Below are 14970 nucleotides of genomic sequence, written 5' to 3'. Positions count from 1 at the left end.
TTTCCTCTTTCCGCTGTCAAACTCTTTTTGAAAGTTTTTTAAAAAACTTTTTTCGAAGCGTCTGACGACTCAGGTTTTACCGATCTGGAAATGAACTGCCCCGCTTTGGAAAACTGCTTTTCCGCAGCGAGGAAGGCGGTTCTATGGTTTTTGACCTCCTTCGTCAACACCTTTTTTAATTTTTCTGCATTCTTTTTTCCACAACGTGACGGATGGTTAGACCAATTTCTGCAAAACCGTTGAGGCTCAGTACTTTTCCCCCAAAGTCTCTCATCAAGACGCTGGTGCACGTTTATCTGCCTAGTGGAGACCTATGCCTCCGGCGGTTTAAGAACCTCTTGCAAGAGATTCTTAAAAATCTCCAGAAACCTTTATATGCGATGCCCTTCCGTCTTTACACAACCCTCACGGCTTATCCTCCACTCTCTTTCATTAATAAAAGGGAGAGTCCACATAATCGCTTCCATCCCTTTAGGTTTAAGATTTAAAAGGCAACGTGTTTGCGGCTTCCAATATCGCAAAAAACGAACTCACTCGCATATAATCAGGGTCAAGGGGACGCGTCCCCTTGTGGGGGTGCAGGGGGCAACGCCCGCCTGCCCGTCGGAGACACAAAAGATGACTTGCGGCATAAAAAAAGAGCGAACCACAGTGTGATTCACTCTTTTTAATAGTACTAAATAGATCGGGTTAGCTTTTAATTACGCCAAACCCCGGAATGTACAAACGCTGCTCAAATTTCTTCAAAAGCCATCCGGCAATGGTTACCAAGAACAGGTAGTATGCTCCAACAACCATGAATGCTTCTGTGAAGCGGAATGTATGGGCAGCAATGCCGCGCGCCTCACCGGTCAACTCAATGCAGGTGATGATGTACGCAAGCGAAGAGTACTTAATAAGATAGATTACTTCGTTACCGCAGCCCGGTAATGCCCTGCGAAATGCTTGAGGCACCACAATCCAAAGTACGGTCTGAAATTTACTCATTCCTAAAGCTGCGGCTGCTTTTAACTGACCTTCACGAATGGAAAGCAAGGCTCCGCGAACATATTCTGAGTTATATGCCCCACTACACAGGGTAAAGCCAACGATAGCGGCCTCAGCTGGCTCGAGATAGATTCCGATTTTTGGGAGTCCATAGTACAGAATGAAAAGCTGCACCATCAACGGGACACCGCGGAACAGTGATGTATAGAAGTCCATCAACTTTTGAACCAGCCTGTTGCCGAACACACGACAACATCCGACACCAATGCCGAGCAACTGTCCCATGATAGCGGATGGAACAATGAGCACGACGCTCATCAGCAGCCCCCTGTTTACAGCAGGAAGCAATTGTTCAGTGTAAAACGGATCCACTAGTCAAGCTCCTCGCACATGTCAGAGAGCTTATTACAGAAATCCGCAGTACGTGTGCCGGAGCCTTCTTTAAGAAGCGCTGCCGGAGAACCGCGTTCGATGATTTCGCCCTGCTGCATGAATACAATTTCGTCTGCCAATGCGCGTGCAAAGTCCATCTGGTGTGTTGCCATAATCATGGTAAGCCCTTCTTTGGCAAGATCACGAATAACAGACAGCACCTCACCCACAAGCTCTGGATCAAGCGCTGAGGTAGGCTCGTCCAGAAGAAGCACTTTCGGCTCCATGGCAAGTGCGCGGGCAATAGCCACACGCTGCTTCTGTCCACCGGAAAGCTCTGCCGGATACAAATCGCCTTTATCAGAAAGACCAACACGATCCAGTTCCTTACGTGCAATTTCAAGAGCCTGCTTCTTGCTCATGCCCTTTACTTTACGTAATGCAATAGCAACGTTATCGAGCGCAGTCAGGTGGTCAAACAGGTTAAAGTCCTGAAAGATCATTCCTACCTGCTGGCGGTAGTTGTAGAGGTCTTTTTTGACACCCGGATTTACCACGGTATCTTCAAGGATAATCTGTCCCTGTTCTGGAATGAGAAGGTAGTTGATACACTGGAGGAATGTAGACTTACCTGCACCGGACGGCCCGATGAGCACTTTAAGTTCCCCGCGATTAATATCGAGAGAAACAGATCGTAAAATTTCTTTCCCGCTCAGAGTCTTACAAATGTTTTGCATCTGCAGAATCGGGGTATTGTTCTCACTTGGCATGTGTATATTCCTTACGAGGTATAGCCCGGGATACGGACTTTCTTTTCAAGTGCCAGCAGGAGCTTTACGCCTACTAACGTAATCATAAAGTAGATTGCACCGGCAGTAATAAACAGCGTGAGGTGCTCGTATGTTCGTGACGCAACAAAGTGCGTACGGGTAAACATATCCATTGCACCTACAACGTATGCCAGAGCAGAGTCCTTAAGAATAATGGAGAACTCGTTGGACCATCCCGGAATAGACAACCGCAAAGCCTGCGGGAGAATAATGGTACAGACGCCCTGCATGTCAGACATACCAAGTGCACGGGAAGCTTTAAGCTGCCCCTGCGGTAAAGACTCAATTGCACCTCTGAAAATTTGTGACTGATACGCAGCACTTGTCATACCCAGCACGATAGAGGTGGCAGCAAGCGCAGACAAGTTAAGTCCAAGCAGATCAAAAATGCCGAAGTAGAAAAGGAACATCAGCGTCAGAATCGGCACCCCCCGGAAAAACCAGACATAGAATCCCAGAATGAAGCGAACGAACCGAGGCCCGTAGACCAAGCCAACTGCCATTGGAATACCCATGACCAAACCAAGGCTCATGGCTCCACCGACAATCCCCAACGTCACGAGCGCACCTTCTAATATGTACGGCAGCGCGTCTAAAATTACTGCTAACTGTTCTAGCATATACTATCGGACAAACCTTCCGGCTATGCCCATCCTCCTTAGGTGTGCCTAGTAGCACGCAATAAAAAAGCTGAGGGCGTAAATTGGAACACGCCCTCAGCTGAAACAGTATCTTTATGAATGGGCAAGAAGCCGATTAGTGCTTGCCACCTTTCAGATGCTTTTCTTTGAGAACTTCCCAGTATGGGTCAGCTTTCAGCATTTTGATACCTTTGTTGATAAGCTCAAGAAGCTCAGCATTGTCTTTGTTTACAGCAACGCCGAATTCTTCATGGTCACCAAAGGTGTCAATAACAGTCAATGGCAGTCCACGACCAATCGCATCGTTAACAGGAGCAGCGTCCATAGCTACAGCCTGAATACGACCGTTCATAATGTCCTGGAATGCAAGCGGAGCAGAGTCATAGAACTTAAGGGTGAAGTTCCAGCCTTCTTTGCCCATATGTTCTTTAAGCCATTCAACCTGCGGGGTGCCGGACTGCACACCGAGACGTACTTTATCGTGCTGTATTTTGTCTACAGTAAGGCCGGAACCTTTTTTAGCAGCATAGACGTTAGCAACGGTGTAGTAAGGCTGAGAAAAATTCACTTTAGCAGCGCGTTCTGGAGTAATAGTCATACCGGAGTAAACCATATCAATTTTATTTGAGAGAACGCTCTGTACGATGGTTGACCATTCCATAGGCTTATGAACAACCTTGAAACCGAGCTTCTTGGCAATCCAGTTCAAGGAATCTACGTCAAAGCCGGCTGGTTCACCATTTTTATCAACATAGGCAAAAGGAGGGTAGTTTGCATCAATACCATTAACGTATGTTTTTTCTGCAAACGCTCCTGTGCCGAACATTAAAACCAGACCAAGTGCTGCAATAAGCACACGTGTTGTTCTAAGCATTTTGTTCTTCCTTCTAGCAAGACAGGTAAGCAACGTGAGCAAATGATATCCTAAGTCATTTGCTTTCCCCAATAACCCACAACTATCTTGGCTAGCAGAAAGTGGTTCTACTCGCAACCACGAAATAGACAATTTTGCAAAATCAGCTTGATGCACATAGAACGGCACCTGCAAAAGCAATGCTATCTAGCACTTATATAATTTCTTTAATTTCAATATATTAAATCAAATTACAATTAGGAAAAATGTAGTTACTGAGTATCACGTGAATACTGCCTCACCGGAGGTTCCGCCTCCTTTTATGCACTTGCCCCGCGACTGGCAACACTTTTGCGCCACTTCAACGTTTTTACCCCTGCTCTCAATAAAATAAAGCCGCCGTGTCCTAAACACGGCGGCCTATCAAATCACTTATTCTAAACACGGAACCAAGGTTCAGCGTTTTCAAACAAAATTACTGCAGCTTACCTGCCTTTTGCAGTGTGAATATAAACGCAGCTCCGGTACCCGTGTCTGAATTGATTGGAGATTCCACCCAGATATCTCCACCGTACGAGCGAATAATGCGACGGCAAATGGCCAGTCCAAGTCCGGCACTGCCATCTTTAGCGACAGGTGATTCCTCATTTTCCAACCGATAGAACCGTTCAAAAATTCTATTCTGGCTTTCAGCCGGAATCCCTGAGCCTTCATCACGAACACTGAATGCAGCAAGCCCGTCACGAAGTCTCAATCCCACAGAAACGGTGGAATCTTTAGGGCTATACTTAATCGCGTTATCTACCAAGTTACGCAGCACTTCCGATAATCCGTCTGAATCTGCGGTCACTGAAATATCACTGCGCTCTATATGGTATTGCAGGGTAATATTCTTTTCCTGTGCCGCAGGCATCATGTCACGAACAGTCTGCTCAACGACTGCTCCGCCATCTACGGCTGTCAGCTGGCTGCTGTCTTTATTATGTTGCGAACGGGCAAGGACAAGCAGCGAGTTAACCATCTTTGTCATGTGATCAGCATTGCGAAGGATCGTCGTCAGAAACTTCACAGCTGTAGAATGCGGAGTTTCCGGTGTATCAATCAGAGTTTCTGCATACCCTTTAATACTGGTAAGCGGAGCCTTGAGTTCGTGGGATACATTCGCCACAAAATCTCGCCGTACGCGCTCAAGCTGTTCACGTTCGCTGACATCATGGAACACCAGCACCATTTTACGGGCTTCCTGCCGGTCACGGAACGGCACGAGATTCACAGCAATATAGACGGAATCCGGTAATTCCAGCACCAGACTGGAGTTCTTAGGAATTGGAGAGCCTAAAATATCATCAACCGCCTTTTGTAAGTCCGGTTGCATGGTTGCTTCAATAACGGTTCTGCCTTCACAGCCATCAGCACAGCGCAGCATAGAAATCAACGCACTGTTGCAGGAGTGAATTTTACCCCGCTCGTCCAGCACCATAACCCCTTCAGTCATGCCGTCGAACACCGCCTCCAGACGATGTTTCTGATCAACCACCATCCGAAGGTGCATTTCAATATTTTGCGCCATGTCGTTAATCGCAGTTACTAGCGGCTCAAACTCTGTCCCCGGGTACGTTCGGATTCTTCGCTGATATTGCCCGAGACCAATGGCCTGAGCAGCGCTGGCCAATCTTCGGATAGAAACAAGAAACGGTCGGGTTACTAAATACCCGAAAAGAACCGTACCGAATGTCGTAAAGATAAAAACCCAAAGCATACCGGCTTCAAGCCTGTTCAGCCGTTCGCTTGCCGAAGATGCAGGAATAGCAACACGCAGGACACCGGCAGGAATAACTCCTTGCCCTATGTCTGTTCGAGCTGCATAGATTAAGTCTTTTTGAATTGTCGTAGAATAGCGGACTTCAACGCCGATCTGCCCTTCCAATGCGGTCAGGACTTCCGGTCGCTTCGCATGGGAAGGCAACTGTGCAATTTCTGCATACGGAACATTTGTATCTGCCACAACCATACCGTCAACAATGTAGGTTACGCGCACTTTCAAATGCCGTGAAAGATCTTTCAACCAGGTATCAAATTCCTGTATACTGGAAAAAGTGTTTTCGTGCGTCGTCCAAGCGACTGTATTCAGATAGGTAACCGCTCTATCTTTGGCATCACGTAGGATATCTGTACGTAATGATGAATCAAAATAGTAGAACGGAGGAATCAGGGCGACCATCAGCAGGAGGAACATTCCCGTTAACAGCCTGTTACGGATGGAGTAGTTGTTCATGGCATTTCTTATCCGTTACATTGTGGCAATTGTATGACTGTTATGTTACATCGCGACAGTACGGTGCGGAATTGATTTTGACAATAGTGTGGCCTTTTTCAGCCTGCTCTCGAGCGTAGGTGTGCTGCGAAAGAAAACAAAACATTCGGAATCTCCAAAAGTATGGATATATATACTGTTTTCCTTGTACTGGCTGTACTGGCCGGTTTTATGATGGCGTTCAACCTCGGCGCAAACGATGTTGCCAACTCCATGGCATCTGCTGTTGGTGCGAAAGCCATTACCGTTAAGCAAGCTGTGCTCATTGCGGGTGTCCTTAACTTCGCAGGCGCAGTTTTTCTTGGTGCTCAGGTTACCAAGACAATTTCAAAGGGAATTATCAACCCGGAGATGATCACCGATCCTAAGATCCTTATGATCGGTATGTTCGCAGCACTTCTGTCTGCGGGGCTCTGGGTTCTTGTTGCAACTCTCACTGCACTTCCTGTTTCCTCCACTCACTCCATTGTCGGCTCTATTCTCGGCTTTGGCTTTGTTGTTGGCGGGCCGGAAGTGGTTAACTGGGGAAAACTGGGCTTTGTAGTCCTTTCCTGGATTATTTCGCCGCTCTTCGGTGCTATGATTGCAGGACTTATTTTCTCTTCAATCCGCAAACGAATCCTGTTCCGAAGCCAGATGCTGATGCAGGCACGTAAGTGGGCTCCGTTCTGGATTGCACTCACCTTTACTCTGGTGTTCTTATCATTCCTGTTTAAGACACCGTTCGGCAAAGGTCTGCACCTTACATGGTGGGATGCTTCCTACCTTGCGCCTATTGTAACAGCAATTTTCTGGTGTATTTCCAGGGCGTTTATCCATAAACTTATCCCTAAAGTAGACGAAGAGTCTGAAGCTGTTGAGGGGCTGTTCCGTAAAATGCAGGTGGGTACCTCCTGTTACGTTGCAGTTTCTCAGGGTGCTAACGACGTTGCCAACGCCATCGGTCCAGTGGCTGCTATCTACATGATCGCCCGTGACCATGCTCTGCTCAGCAGTGCAGAAGTTCCAATCTGGCTGCTTATCGTCGGTGGACTTGGTATCACCCTCGGTATCTCTATTTTAGGCTACAAAGTTATGGAAACGGTTGGCACCAAAATCACCACCTTGAACAATACACGTGGCTTTGCCGTAGACTTTGGTGCAGCAACTACCGTACTGCTTGCTTCCAACCTCGGTATGCCTGTTTCCACAACACACGCATCTGTTGGCTCCATCGTAGGTGTTGGTGTTGCCCGTGGTTTTGGTACCGTTAACTTCCAAATTTTATTTAAAATCGTTCTCTACTGGGTTCTTACTGTGCCTATTGCAGCACTGAGCAGTATTATTATTTTCCAGTTGCTTAAGTGGACGATTCTGTAAACTTTTCTTATCGGTAGATTCTTAGGAGGAAACTGCAATGAAATTTCGCGTTCCATTCTTTGGAATGTTATCTGACCGCACTCCGATGAGCGGACTGCTCGAGCACTACGGGCAGATTGAAAAAGGTATGGGACTTATCCACGAGTCCATGGAATGCTACATTACCGGTGGCGCTTGTAGAGAATTCTACTCCCTGCAGCAGGAAGTGGATGAAGCAGAATACCATGCGGATAAAATTAAACGTAATATCCGCAACCACCTTCCACACGGTCTGTTCATGCCTGTGGATAAGACTCTGTTCATCAACTACACCCGCAGTCAGGACAACATTCTTGACTCCGGTCAGGAAGCACTCAACTGGCTTGGTATGCACCGCCTCGCTATTGAAGAAGACATGCAGAAGCTTCTTCTTGATTACCTCTACGAGGTAGCTAAAACAATTGAGCTGCTGAAAGACGCGCTTGAGGCAACCATTGACCTTATTCAGGGTACAGTGTCTGAAAACCGCCAGAAGACAAAAGAACACTACCGTGGAATCCGTGCGCAGCAGCGTAATGTATTCCGTATGAAACAAAATCTGATGGCAGAACTCTACGACTTAAAGCGTGACTTCAAAGAAGTTTACCAGCTTATGAAGTTTGTAGATTGCCTCTTTGATATGAGCCATAACGCAGAAAATTGCAGTGACATGCTGCGCGCTATGATCGTACGATAAAACACTTGCCTGCGATGCCCTGCATCGCAGGCTTTTTTATACTCCTATGAACAACCACTCTCCAGCTGTCTCCGTTGTTATGCCAGTCTATAACGGCGCCGCTACTCTTTCTACTGCTGTAGACAGCATTCTCGCCCAGACATTCACCAACTTTGAACTCATCCTTGTGGATGACGGTTCTACCGACTTTACGCTCAAGCTCATTCAACACTACATGGCGCAGGACAGCCGAGTGCGCGGTTTCTCCATACCGCATTCCGGTGTCGCCACTGCAGCCAATACTGGAATGTCCAAAGTTACATCCCCCCTCATTGCCCGCATGGATGCGGACGACTATTCTATGCCGGAACGCCTGTCACTTCAGGTGGCATATATGAACAGCCATCCTGAAATCGGCATACTCGGAGCTAGAGTAAAATTTGGTGGTGATAGAAAAACAGCTGGTGGATATGCACGATATGTCGACTGGACCAACACGCTTCTTGAACCCGAGGAAATCTTACTGCGACGTTTTCAGGAAGCCCCTTTCGCTCATCCAAGCACTATGATTCGAACAGAATTGGTACAGCGATACGGGGGATACAACACAGGCAACTTACCGGAAGATTACGAACTGTGGCTCCGCTGGATGGCAGTGGGCGTAAAAGCAGCAAAGCTTCCTTCCACGCTGGTTGTATGGAATGACCCGCCGACAAGACTCTCTCGTACCGGAGAACAATGTACTGTAGAAAATTTCTATAAAATGAAATCCCCGTACCTAGCGAGCTGGCTTCATGACAATGTTTCACCTGAAAAGAAGATTTACGTCATAGGCGCTGGCAAAACCAGCAGGCAGCGGGCATTGATGTTAGAACAATACGGCGTTGTAATTTCAGGCTGGATCGACGTTGATCCCAATAAAATCGGGAATATCGTAAATGAAAGGCGAGTATTCGGGAGAGATGTACTTGATAAGGAACCGTGCTTTGCCGTTGCCTATCTTGCAGGGCATGACGCAAACGATCAGCTTGAAGAATTCATGCATACAAAAGAATTCCAGCTGGGCAAAGAGTATATTCTGGCCTCATAGCCCCTTCTTCATTCCTGCCCCTTCCAAAGAGTGCAACAAACTTCCTGCAGTATATTGCTTTATACGGTAGGCAGCGAGCATACTGTTCACGTCTTTGTCCGCTATATCAAAATGTTCCAACGCAAGGCGCGTCATTTCTAAACTGGCTTCAAGAACCGGATTGATAACCACATCAATTTCACATTTTTTCAACTGCTCAACCTGACTATCAGAGTTTACACTGGCTACAATCTCCATCCCATGATAGCGGGAACGGATACTTCCAATCAGCGGGTAACAGCCCGTTGTAGCAGGAGCCGTAATAATGGTGAGATGCGCATCAGCCGGATCTGCTGCATCAAACACTTCATGCACGGCAGCATCACCGAACACCGCTGGGTAGCCCTTCTTTTTCGCATTAAGAAATTTGGGCAAGTTGTACTCTACAATGACAAACGGAATTAAAAATTCTGTCAGGATACTTGCGATAGCAAGTCCCACTCGCCCAGCCCCGATAATTATAACATGATCACGTTTATTTCCTGACGCATAGGAAGACGCCTCAACGGACTCAAGACGGAATGCCTTTCTGCAAATTCTGAACACCATCGGAGCTATTGCAAATGAAACTGGTGTGAGAAGCATGGTTAGTATTGCTGCAGCCAGCATCAAAGCAGACTGTTGATACGTTATCACGTTCATTTCATCAGCAATATTCACCAGCAAAAACGATAGTTCGCCAATAGAAAACATTCCGAATCCCATCATCAGCGCTTTTTGCTGCCTGATTCCAAAGATCGTAGCGACCAACCAAAAGATAACGCCTTTCACAACAATAATAGCCGCTATCAGCTCGAGTACCGGAATAATATTTCTAAAAATGAAGCTAAAATTGATAAGCATTCCGATGGAAGCAAAAAAGAGCATGCAGAAAAGGTCTCGCAGCGGCGCAATGTCACCAAGTGCTTGTCGAGCATAATCAGATTCACTGATAAGCACTCCGGCAACAAAGGCACCAAAAGGAAAGGACAGTCCCAGTAAAAAAGTTGCATACCCAACCCCTAGCCCGATAGTTGCACATGCAAGCATAAACAGCTCACGAGATTGTGCGGCTGCCACAACTGAAAGAACCCACGGAATAAGCTGTGTTCCTAAAACAAACATTGCTGCAAGAAACAACACGCCCTTTCCTAACGCCCATACAATGGGGAGCAGCCCAACGTCAGGCATGCTTAACGCTGGAAGAACAACAAGCAAAGGAATGGTACAGATGTCCTGCATAATCAAAACGCCGACAATTACAGCGCTCAAATACGTACCCATCTTTCCACGATTCTCAAGTGTCTTCAGAATCATCATGGTATTGGAAAATGCCATGAATGCTCCAAACCATACTGAAGGAATGTTTTCCCACCCCAAAGCATAATGGGCGATTGCCCATCCCGCAGCCATTGTCATGCAGACCTGTACAGGCGCTCCTAACAGGGCAATGGTTCGTACCGGCTTCAATTTTTTCAAGGAGAAATCCAAACCAAGCGCAAAAAGCAGCAGGGCAACCCCAATATTCGCCAGCAACTCAATATTATGCTGTCCTGTTCCAGAAACAGTAGGACCTGCGGTATAAGGCCCTACAAGCATTCCGCCCAGAATATACCCAAGTATGTATGGCTGACGAAGCGCACGGGCTATGATTGCCCCCAACAGAGCTGCGAGCATCACGGTTATCAGATCAGCTGTAATTCCCATTGTACAAACCTGCATTGCCTATTGCTAAAAAAACGTTCACACCACCTCACATTGTAGTGAGGGTACGCAGGAGTCCAAGGATTTGTTTTCTGTTCAGCCCGTACCAGAAAGCATAAAAAAGCCCCGAGTATCCTCGAGGCTTGAATTGAATATTTGCCTATGCAATCTCAATCTTTTTTGCTTCCTGTATTGCTTCAGCTTTTCGAGGAAGCGTAATTGTAATGACACCATTTTTGTACTTGGCTTTAATATTATCTACATCAGCATCCTTGGGAACGGTAAGCACACGCTGGAACGATCCATACGTTCGTTCCACCCGGTAGTACCCTTCTCCTTCGGACTTTTTCTCCTGACGCTTTTCACCTTTCAACACTAAGGCGTCACCTTTCATTTCAATCGAAATATCCTCTTCAGTCATACCCGGTAGTTCTGCCGTAACGGTATACTCTGTGTCCGTTCCGGAAATATCCACCTCTGGCTTTAGCACTCCCTCTTTAACCATAGGGAATGCTTCTCTGTCGAAAGTAAAAGCCTTGTCGAACAAACGATCAATCTCGTCATGCAGGTTCAGTAATGGATTGCCCCCACGATGACGTCGTTTCATTTCCCTATGCTTTACCGGCAACTCTTTTTCTTGTTCGTCTTCTTTTTTAAGCCAATTCCAAGGATTAAGTTTATTGTTATCCATAATGCTCTCCATTGATGATTGGTAAAAGAATTTTGGATTCAAAACATAATTCCAAGTATCATATGCAGAGAGGCTTATGAGTCAATGCTAACCAATGATATATACCTTGTCTCAACGAGCTTGAATAAAGAGAGCCCAACATGCGACAACTGCCTATAGGCGAGCCTTCTCAACTATTGCAGAGTGTAATGAATGCTCTGCGCACAGAAGGCAGTGCTTCTGGCTGCCCATATCTCGGGCATATCGCTTATTCACAGACTGTGCTACTACGCATCAAAAACGAGTTTTGCTCCCAGCCCCACCAAGCACACACCAACAACCTTTTCGAATGAATACTTCCATTTATTTACAAGCGTTACCGACCGCTCATCAGTCAGCGCCACTACGATAAATGAAAACCATATGAGGTGAGCCAGTGAAATAAAAATTGCCACCCCCATCTGGGCATATTGAGGTGTATCCGGTGCCACAACCTGAGTAAAAAGCGCTACGAAGAACATCATTGTTTTCGGATTTAATGCATTACATAGAAAACCATTTCGAAAGGCTGCCCAGTGGGTAATATTGACTGATTCTTCAGTATCGCAGTTCTGTGCAAGAGATGCATTTTGCGGTCGAAAGGCTGAAACTCCCAACCAGATAAGGTACGCAGCACCGGCATATCGAACCGACTCCAACACCCAGCTGTATGATGAAAGAATATAACTTAGTCCAAGCAGCGTGTATGTCGTATGCACAATCACCCCGCACGCAATACCAAAAGCTGTTGCCAAGCCAAGCTTTCGCCCATAGCGCAGACCATTCCGCACGATAACAGCAAAGTCCGGCCCTGGACTGATAACTGCAAGTAGCGTGACCATCACAATCATAACCAAACTAGATTCCCAACTATTACTCACATTATCCTCCTTTTTTACGAATAACTTACCCTTATCTAACAAGAAGTATTTAAAAATGACTAACCATTCATTTTCACATAAGCTGTGAAAAAAAATCACAGGAAGATGACATGAAGAATATTCCACCCCTAAGTCCCTTAATCAGCTTTCACAGTGCAGCAAAGTATCAAAGTTTTACGGAAGCAGCACATCAACTGAACCTGACTCATGGAGCTGTAAGCCGCGCTGTAAAGCAGCTTGAAGACTACTTTGGAACAAAGCTGTTCCATAGAGAAAGTCGTGGAGTATATTTGACGGAGAAAGGACGTTATTTTGCGAAACATGTTGCACGAGTTCTAAAAGAATTAGAACACGCAAGCGAACAAGTGCGTACAAACTCTGAGCAGTTCAAGCTATATGTTTCTTGTGAGCCGTCGCTAGCTATGCGCTGGTTGATGCCTCGATTAGAAGAATTCAAGGAGCTAGCCCCACACATTGATATTCACTTATCCACAAGTGGTGGGCCAATTGATCTGTGTGCTGAATCTGCTCATCTGGCAATCCGCAGGGCTGATTTTGCATGGCCTAAAAAATACAATGTAACGCTAATAGGTAATGAACGGATTGCTCCTGTTTGTAGCCCCTCGTACTGGGAGAAGACGAGGGGAAACGATATGAATTTGCTCCATACTAGAACACGCCCCACAGCTTGGGAAGATTGGAAGTCGCTTACCAGTTTTAAAATTTCAGAGCTAACTAATCAGTTTTTCGATCATTTTTATTTTAGCCTGCAGGCAAGCTCAGCAGGCATGGGAATAGCAATCGGCCCAGAGCCGCTGGTCAAAGATGATATTGACCGTGGCTTACTCGTTGCCCCGTTTGGCTTTCAAACCACAGAATTTGAATACGTTATACTCTCACATGCATCACCTGAGGTAGACCACAGGCTTATTAAGTTTACTGAGTGGATAAAAGAACAACTTCCAATGGGATAAAATATCGCCTGTGGGAAAGCAGGTCGCTAAAGAAAAGCTGTACATACAAAAAAAGACCGCGTTTCGTTTGAAACGCGGTCTTCAAAATAAATCTTGGCAGCGACCTACTTTCCCACAGGCTCCCCTGCAGTATCATCGGCGATGGCCGGCTTAACTTCCGAGTTCGGAATGGGATCGGGTGTACCCCAGCCTCCGTGGCCACCAAGAAAAATATGGCGGGTCAGTCAGTTCTTTGGAAAGGCGAGCAGTATTTACCCTGCTGCCACGTCAAAGGGCTAACCCTGAAATATTAATCTAATAGGGAGGAAAAGAATGATTTTGTGTAGAAAAATAAGGCTCACGGACTATTAGTACTGGTTAGCTGAAGGCATCGCTGCCCTTACACACCCAGCCTATCAACCTGGTGGTCTACCAGGGTCCTTTAGCTCATAAATGAGAGGGAGATCTTATCTTAAGTGAGGCTTCCCGCTTAGATGCTTTCAGCGGTTATCCCTTCCGAACGTAGCTACTCAGCTATGCCGTTGGCACGACAACTGACCCACCAGAGGTTCGTTCACCCCGGTCCTCTCGTACTAGGGGCAAGTCCTTTCAAATCTCCTACGCCCACAGCAGATAGGGACCAAACTGTCTCACGACGTTTTAAACCCAGCTCGCGTACCACTTTAAACGGCGAACAGCCGTACCCTTGGGACCTGCTTCAGCCCCAGGATGTGATGAGCCGACATCGAGGTGCCAAACCGCGCCGTCGATGTGAACTCTTGGGCGCGATCAGCCTGTTATCCCCGGCGTACCTTTTATCCAATGAGCGATGGCCCTTCCATGCGGAACCACCGGATCACTAACACCAACTTTCGTTCCTGCTCGAGATGTCTCTCTTGCAGTCAAGCTCGCTTATGCGTTTGCACTCAACGACTGGTTTCCAATCAGTCTGAGCGAACCTTTGTATGCCTCCGTTACTCTTTAGGAGGCGACCGCCCCAGTCAAACTACCCACCAGACACTGTTTCCTAACCGGATAACGGTAGAGGATTAGAGCCTTAGACTAGCAAGGGTGGTATTTCAAGGTTGGCTCCACAAACACTGGCGTGCCTGCTTCAAAGCCTCCCACCTATCCTACACATGCTAGCCCAAAACCCAATGTCAAGCTATAGTAAAGGTGCACAGGGTCTTTCCGTCTTGCTGCGGGTACACGGCATTTTCACCGCGAATTCAATTTCACCGAGTCTGTAGTTGAGACAGTGCGGAGATCGTTACGCCATTCGTGCAGGTCGGAACTTACCCGACAAGGAATTTCGCTACCTTAGGACCGTTATAGTTACGGCCGCCGTTTACCGGGGCTTCGGTTCGCTGCTTCGCTAATGCTAACAACTCCCCTTAACCTTCCGGCACCGGGCAGGCGTCAGTCCATATACGTCGTCTTACGACTTTGCATAGACCTATGTTTTTAGTAAACAGTCGCCACCGCCATTTCTCTGCGGCTCTCCGTTGCTTTGTTTCGCTAAGAAACTAACAACAAAGAGCACCCCTTATCCCGAAGTTACGGGG

Annotated in this window: 12 protein-coding genes and 2 rRNA genes; 4 read left to right on the top strand and 10 right to left on the bottom strand. The window is 46.8% G+C overall.

Annotated elements, in window-relative coordinates; translation table 11 throughout:
- Positions 1-690 precede the first annotated feature (690 nt).
- The 5 genes from SP90_RS16130 to SP90_RS16110 all read right to left on the bottom strand — a co-directional run bounded on the left by SP90_RS16130 (position 691) and on the right by SP90_RS16110 (position 5958).
- Complete coding sequence (locus tag SP90_RS16130) at positions 691-1359, bottom strand: amino acid ABC transporter permease (protein ID WP_066858765.1); 669 nt, start codon at positions 1357-1359, stop codon at positions 691-693.
- Positions 1359-2129 carry an amino acid ABC transporter ATP-binding protein gene (locus SP90_RS16125; protein WP_066858763.1) on the bottom strand — a complete coding sequence of 257 codons (771 nt, stop codon included), beginning with the start codon at positions 2127-2129 and terminating at the stop codon, positions 1359-1361. The genes SP90_RS16130 and SP90_RS16125 overlap by 1 nt, the downstream gene beginning before the upstream one ends.
- 11 nt (positions 2130-2140) lie before the next feature.
- Positions 2141-2809, bottom strand: a complete 669-nt coding sequence (locus SP90_RS16120) for an amino acid ABC transporter permease (RefSeq protein ID WP_066858762.1) — start codon at positions 2807-2809, stop codon at positions 2141-2143.
- Between the two features lie 136 nt (positions 2810-2945).
- A complete protein-coding gene (locus SP90_RS16115; protein WP_066858760.1) occupies positions 2946-3704 on the bottom strand; it encodes an ABC transporter substrate-binding protein in 759 nt (252 codons plus the stop codon).
- Positions 3705-4158: 454 nt separating this feature from the next.
- Positions 4159-5958 (bottom strand): ATP-binding protein, encoded by a 1800-nt coding sequence (locus tag SP90_RS16110; RefSeq protein WP_066858757.1) that lies wholly within the window; start codon positions 5956-5958, stop codon positions 4159-4161.
- 162 nt (positions 5959-6120) lie between these two features.
- Between SP90_RS16110 and SP90_RS16105 the strand changes: the two genes are divergently transcribed.
- From SP90_RS16105 to SP90_RS16095, 3 genes are read left to right on the top strand one after another with little or no spacing between them, the layout of a single operon-like run.
- Complete coding sequence (locus tag SP90_RS16105; protein WP_066858755.1) at positions 6121-7356, top strand: inorganic phosphate transporter; 1236 nt, start codon at positions 6121-6123, stop codon at positions 7354-7356.
- Positions 7357-7393: 37 nt separating this feature from the next.
- A complete protein-coding gene (locus SP90_RS16100; RefSeq protein WP_066858753.1) occupies positions 7394-8071 on the top strand; it encodes a DUF47 domain-containing protein in 678 nt (225 codons plus the stop codon).
- A gap of 46 nt (positions 8072-8117) precedes the next feature.
- Positions 8118-9140, top strand: coding sequence for a glycosyltransferase (locus SP90_RS16095; protein WP_066858752.1), 1023 nt, complete (start codon positions 8118-8120; stop codon positions 9138-9140).
- Here the strand turns inward: SP90_RS16095 and SP90_RS16090 are convergent.
- The 3 genes from SP90_RS16090 to SP90_RS16080 all read right to left on the bottom strand — a co-directional run bounded on the left by SP90_RS16090 (position 9135) and on the right by SP90_RS16080 (position 12452).
- On the bottom strand, positions 9135-10865 hold the full coding sequence (locus SP90_RS16090; protein ID WP_066858751.1) for a cation:proton antiporter: 1731 nt from the start codon (positions 10863-10865) through the stop codon (positions 9135-9137). The genes SP90_RS16095 and SP90_RS16090 overlap by 6 nt on opposite strands.
- Before the next feature lie 157 nt (positions 10866-11022).
- The gene (locus tag SP90_RS16085; RefSeq protein WP_066858749.1) at positions 11023-11553 is read right to left on the bottom strand and encodes an Hsp20/alpha crystallin family protein; all 531 of its coding nucleotides are present in this window, start codon (positions 11551-11553) and stop codon (positions 11023-11025) included.
- A 266-nt stretch (positions 11554-11819) separates the two neighbouring features.
- Entirely contained in the window at positions 11820-12452 is a 633-nt protein-coding gene (locus tag SP90_RS16080; RefSeq protein WP_157471366.1) for a LysE family translocator, read from the bottom strand.
- A 110-nt stretch (positions 12453-12562) separates the two neighbouring features.
- On the opposite strand from SP90_RS16080, the gene SP90_RS16075 reads away from it, so the two are divergent.
- Positions 12563-13426, top strand: a complete 864-nt coding sequence (locus tag SP90_RS16075; protein ID WP_066858745.1) for a LysR substrate-binding domain-containing protein — start codon at positions 12563-12565, stop codon at positions 13424-13426.
- A 91-nt stretch (positions 13427-13517) separates the two neighbouring features.
- Here the strand turns inward: SP90_RS16075 and rrf are convergent.
- Both rrf and SP90_RS16065 read right to left on the bottom strand, forming a co-directional pair.
- A 5S ribosomal RNA gene (gene rrf, locus SP90_RS16070) occupies positions 13518-13632 on the bottom strand.
- A 120-nt stretch (positions 13633-13752) separates the two neighbouring features.
- Positions 13753-14970, bottom strand: a 23S ribosomal RNA gene (locus SP90_RS16065); the annotation flags it as partial.

This window comes from Halodesulfovibrio spirochaetisodalis (genome assembly GCF_001672295.1).
Lineage (GTDB): Bacteria > Desulfobacterota > Desulfovibrionia > Desulfovibrionales > Desulfovibrionaceae > Halodesulfovibrio > Halodesulfovibrio spirochaetisodalis.
The sequence above is the reverse complement of the archived record's forward strand: the minus strand, read 5'-3'. Positions and strand labels throughout refer to the sequence as shown.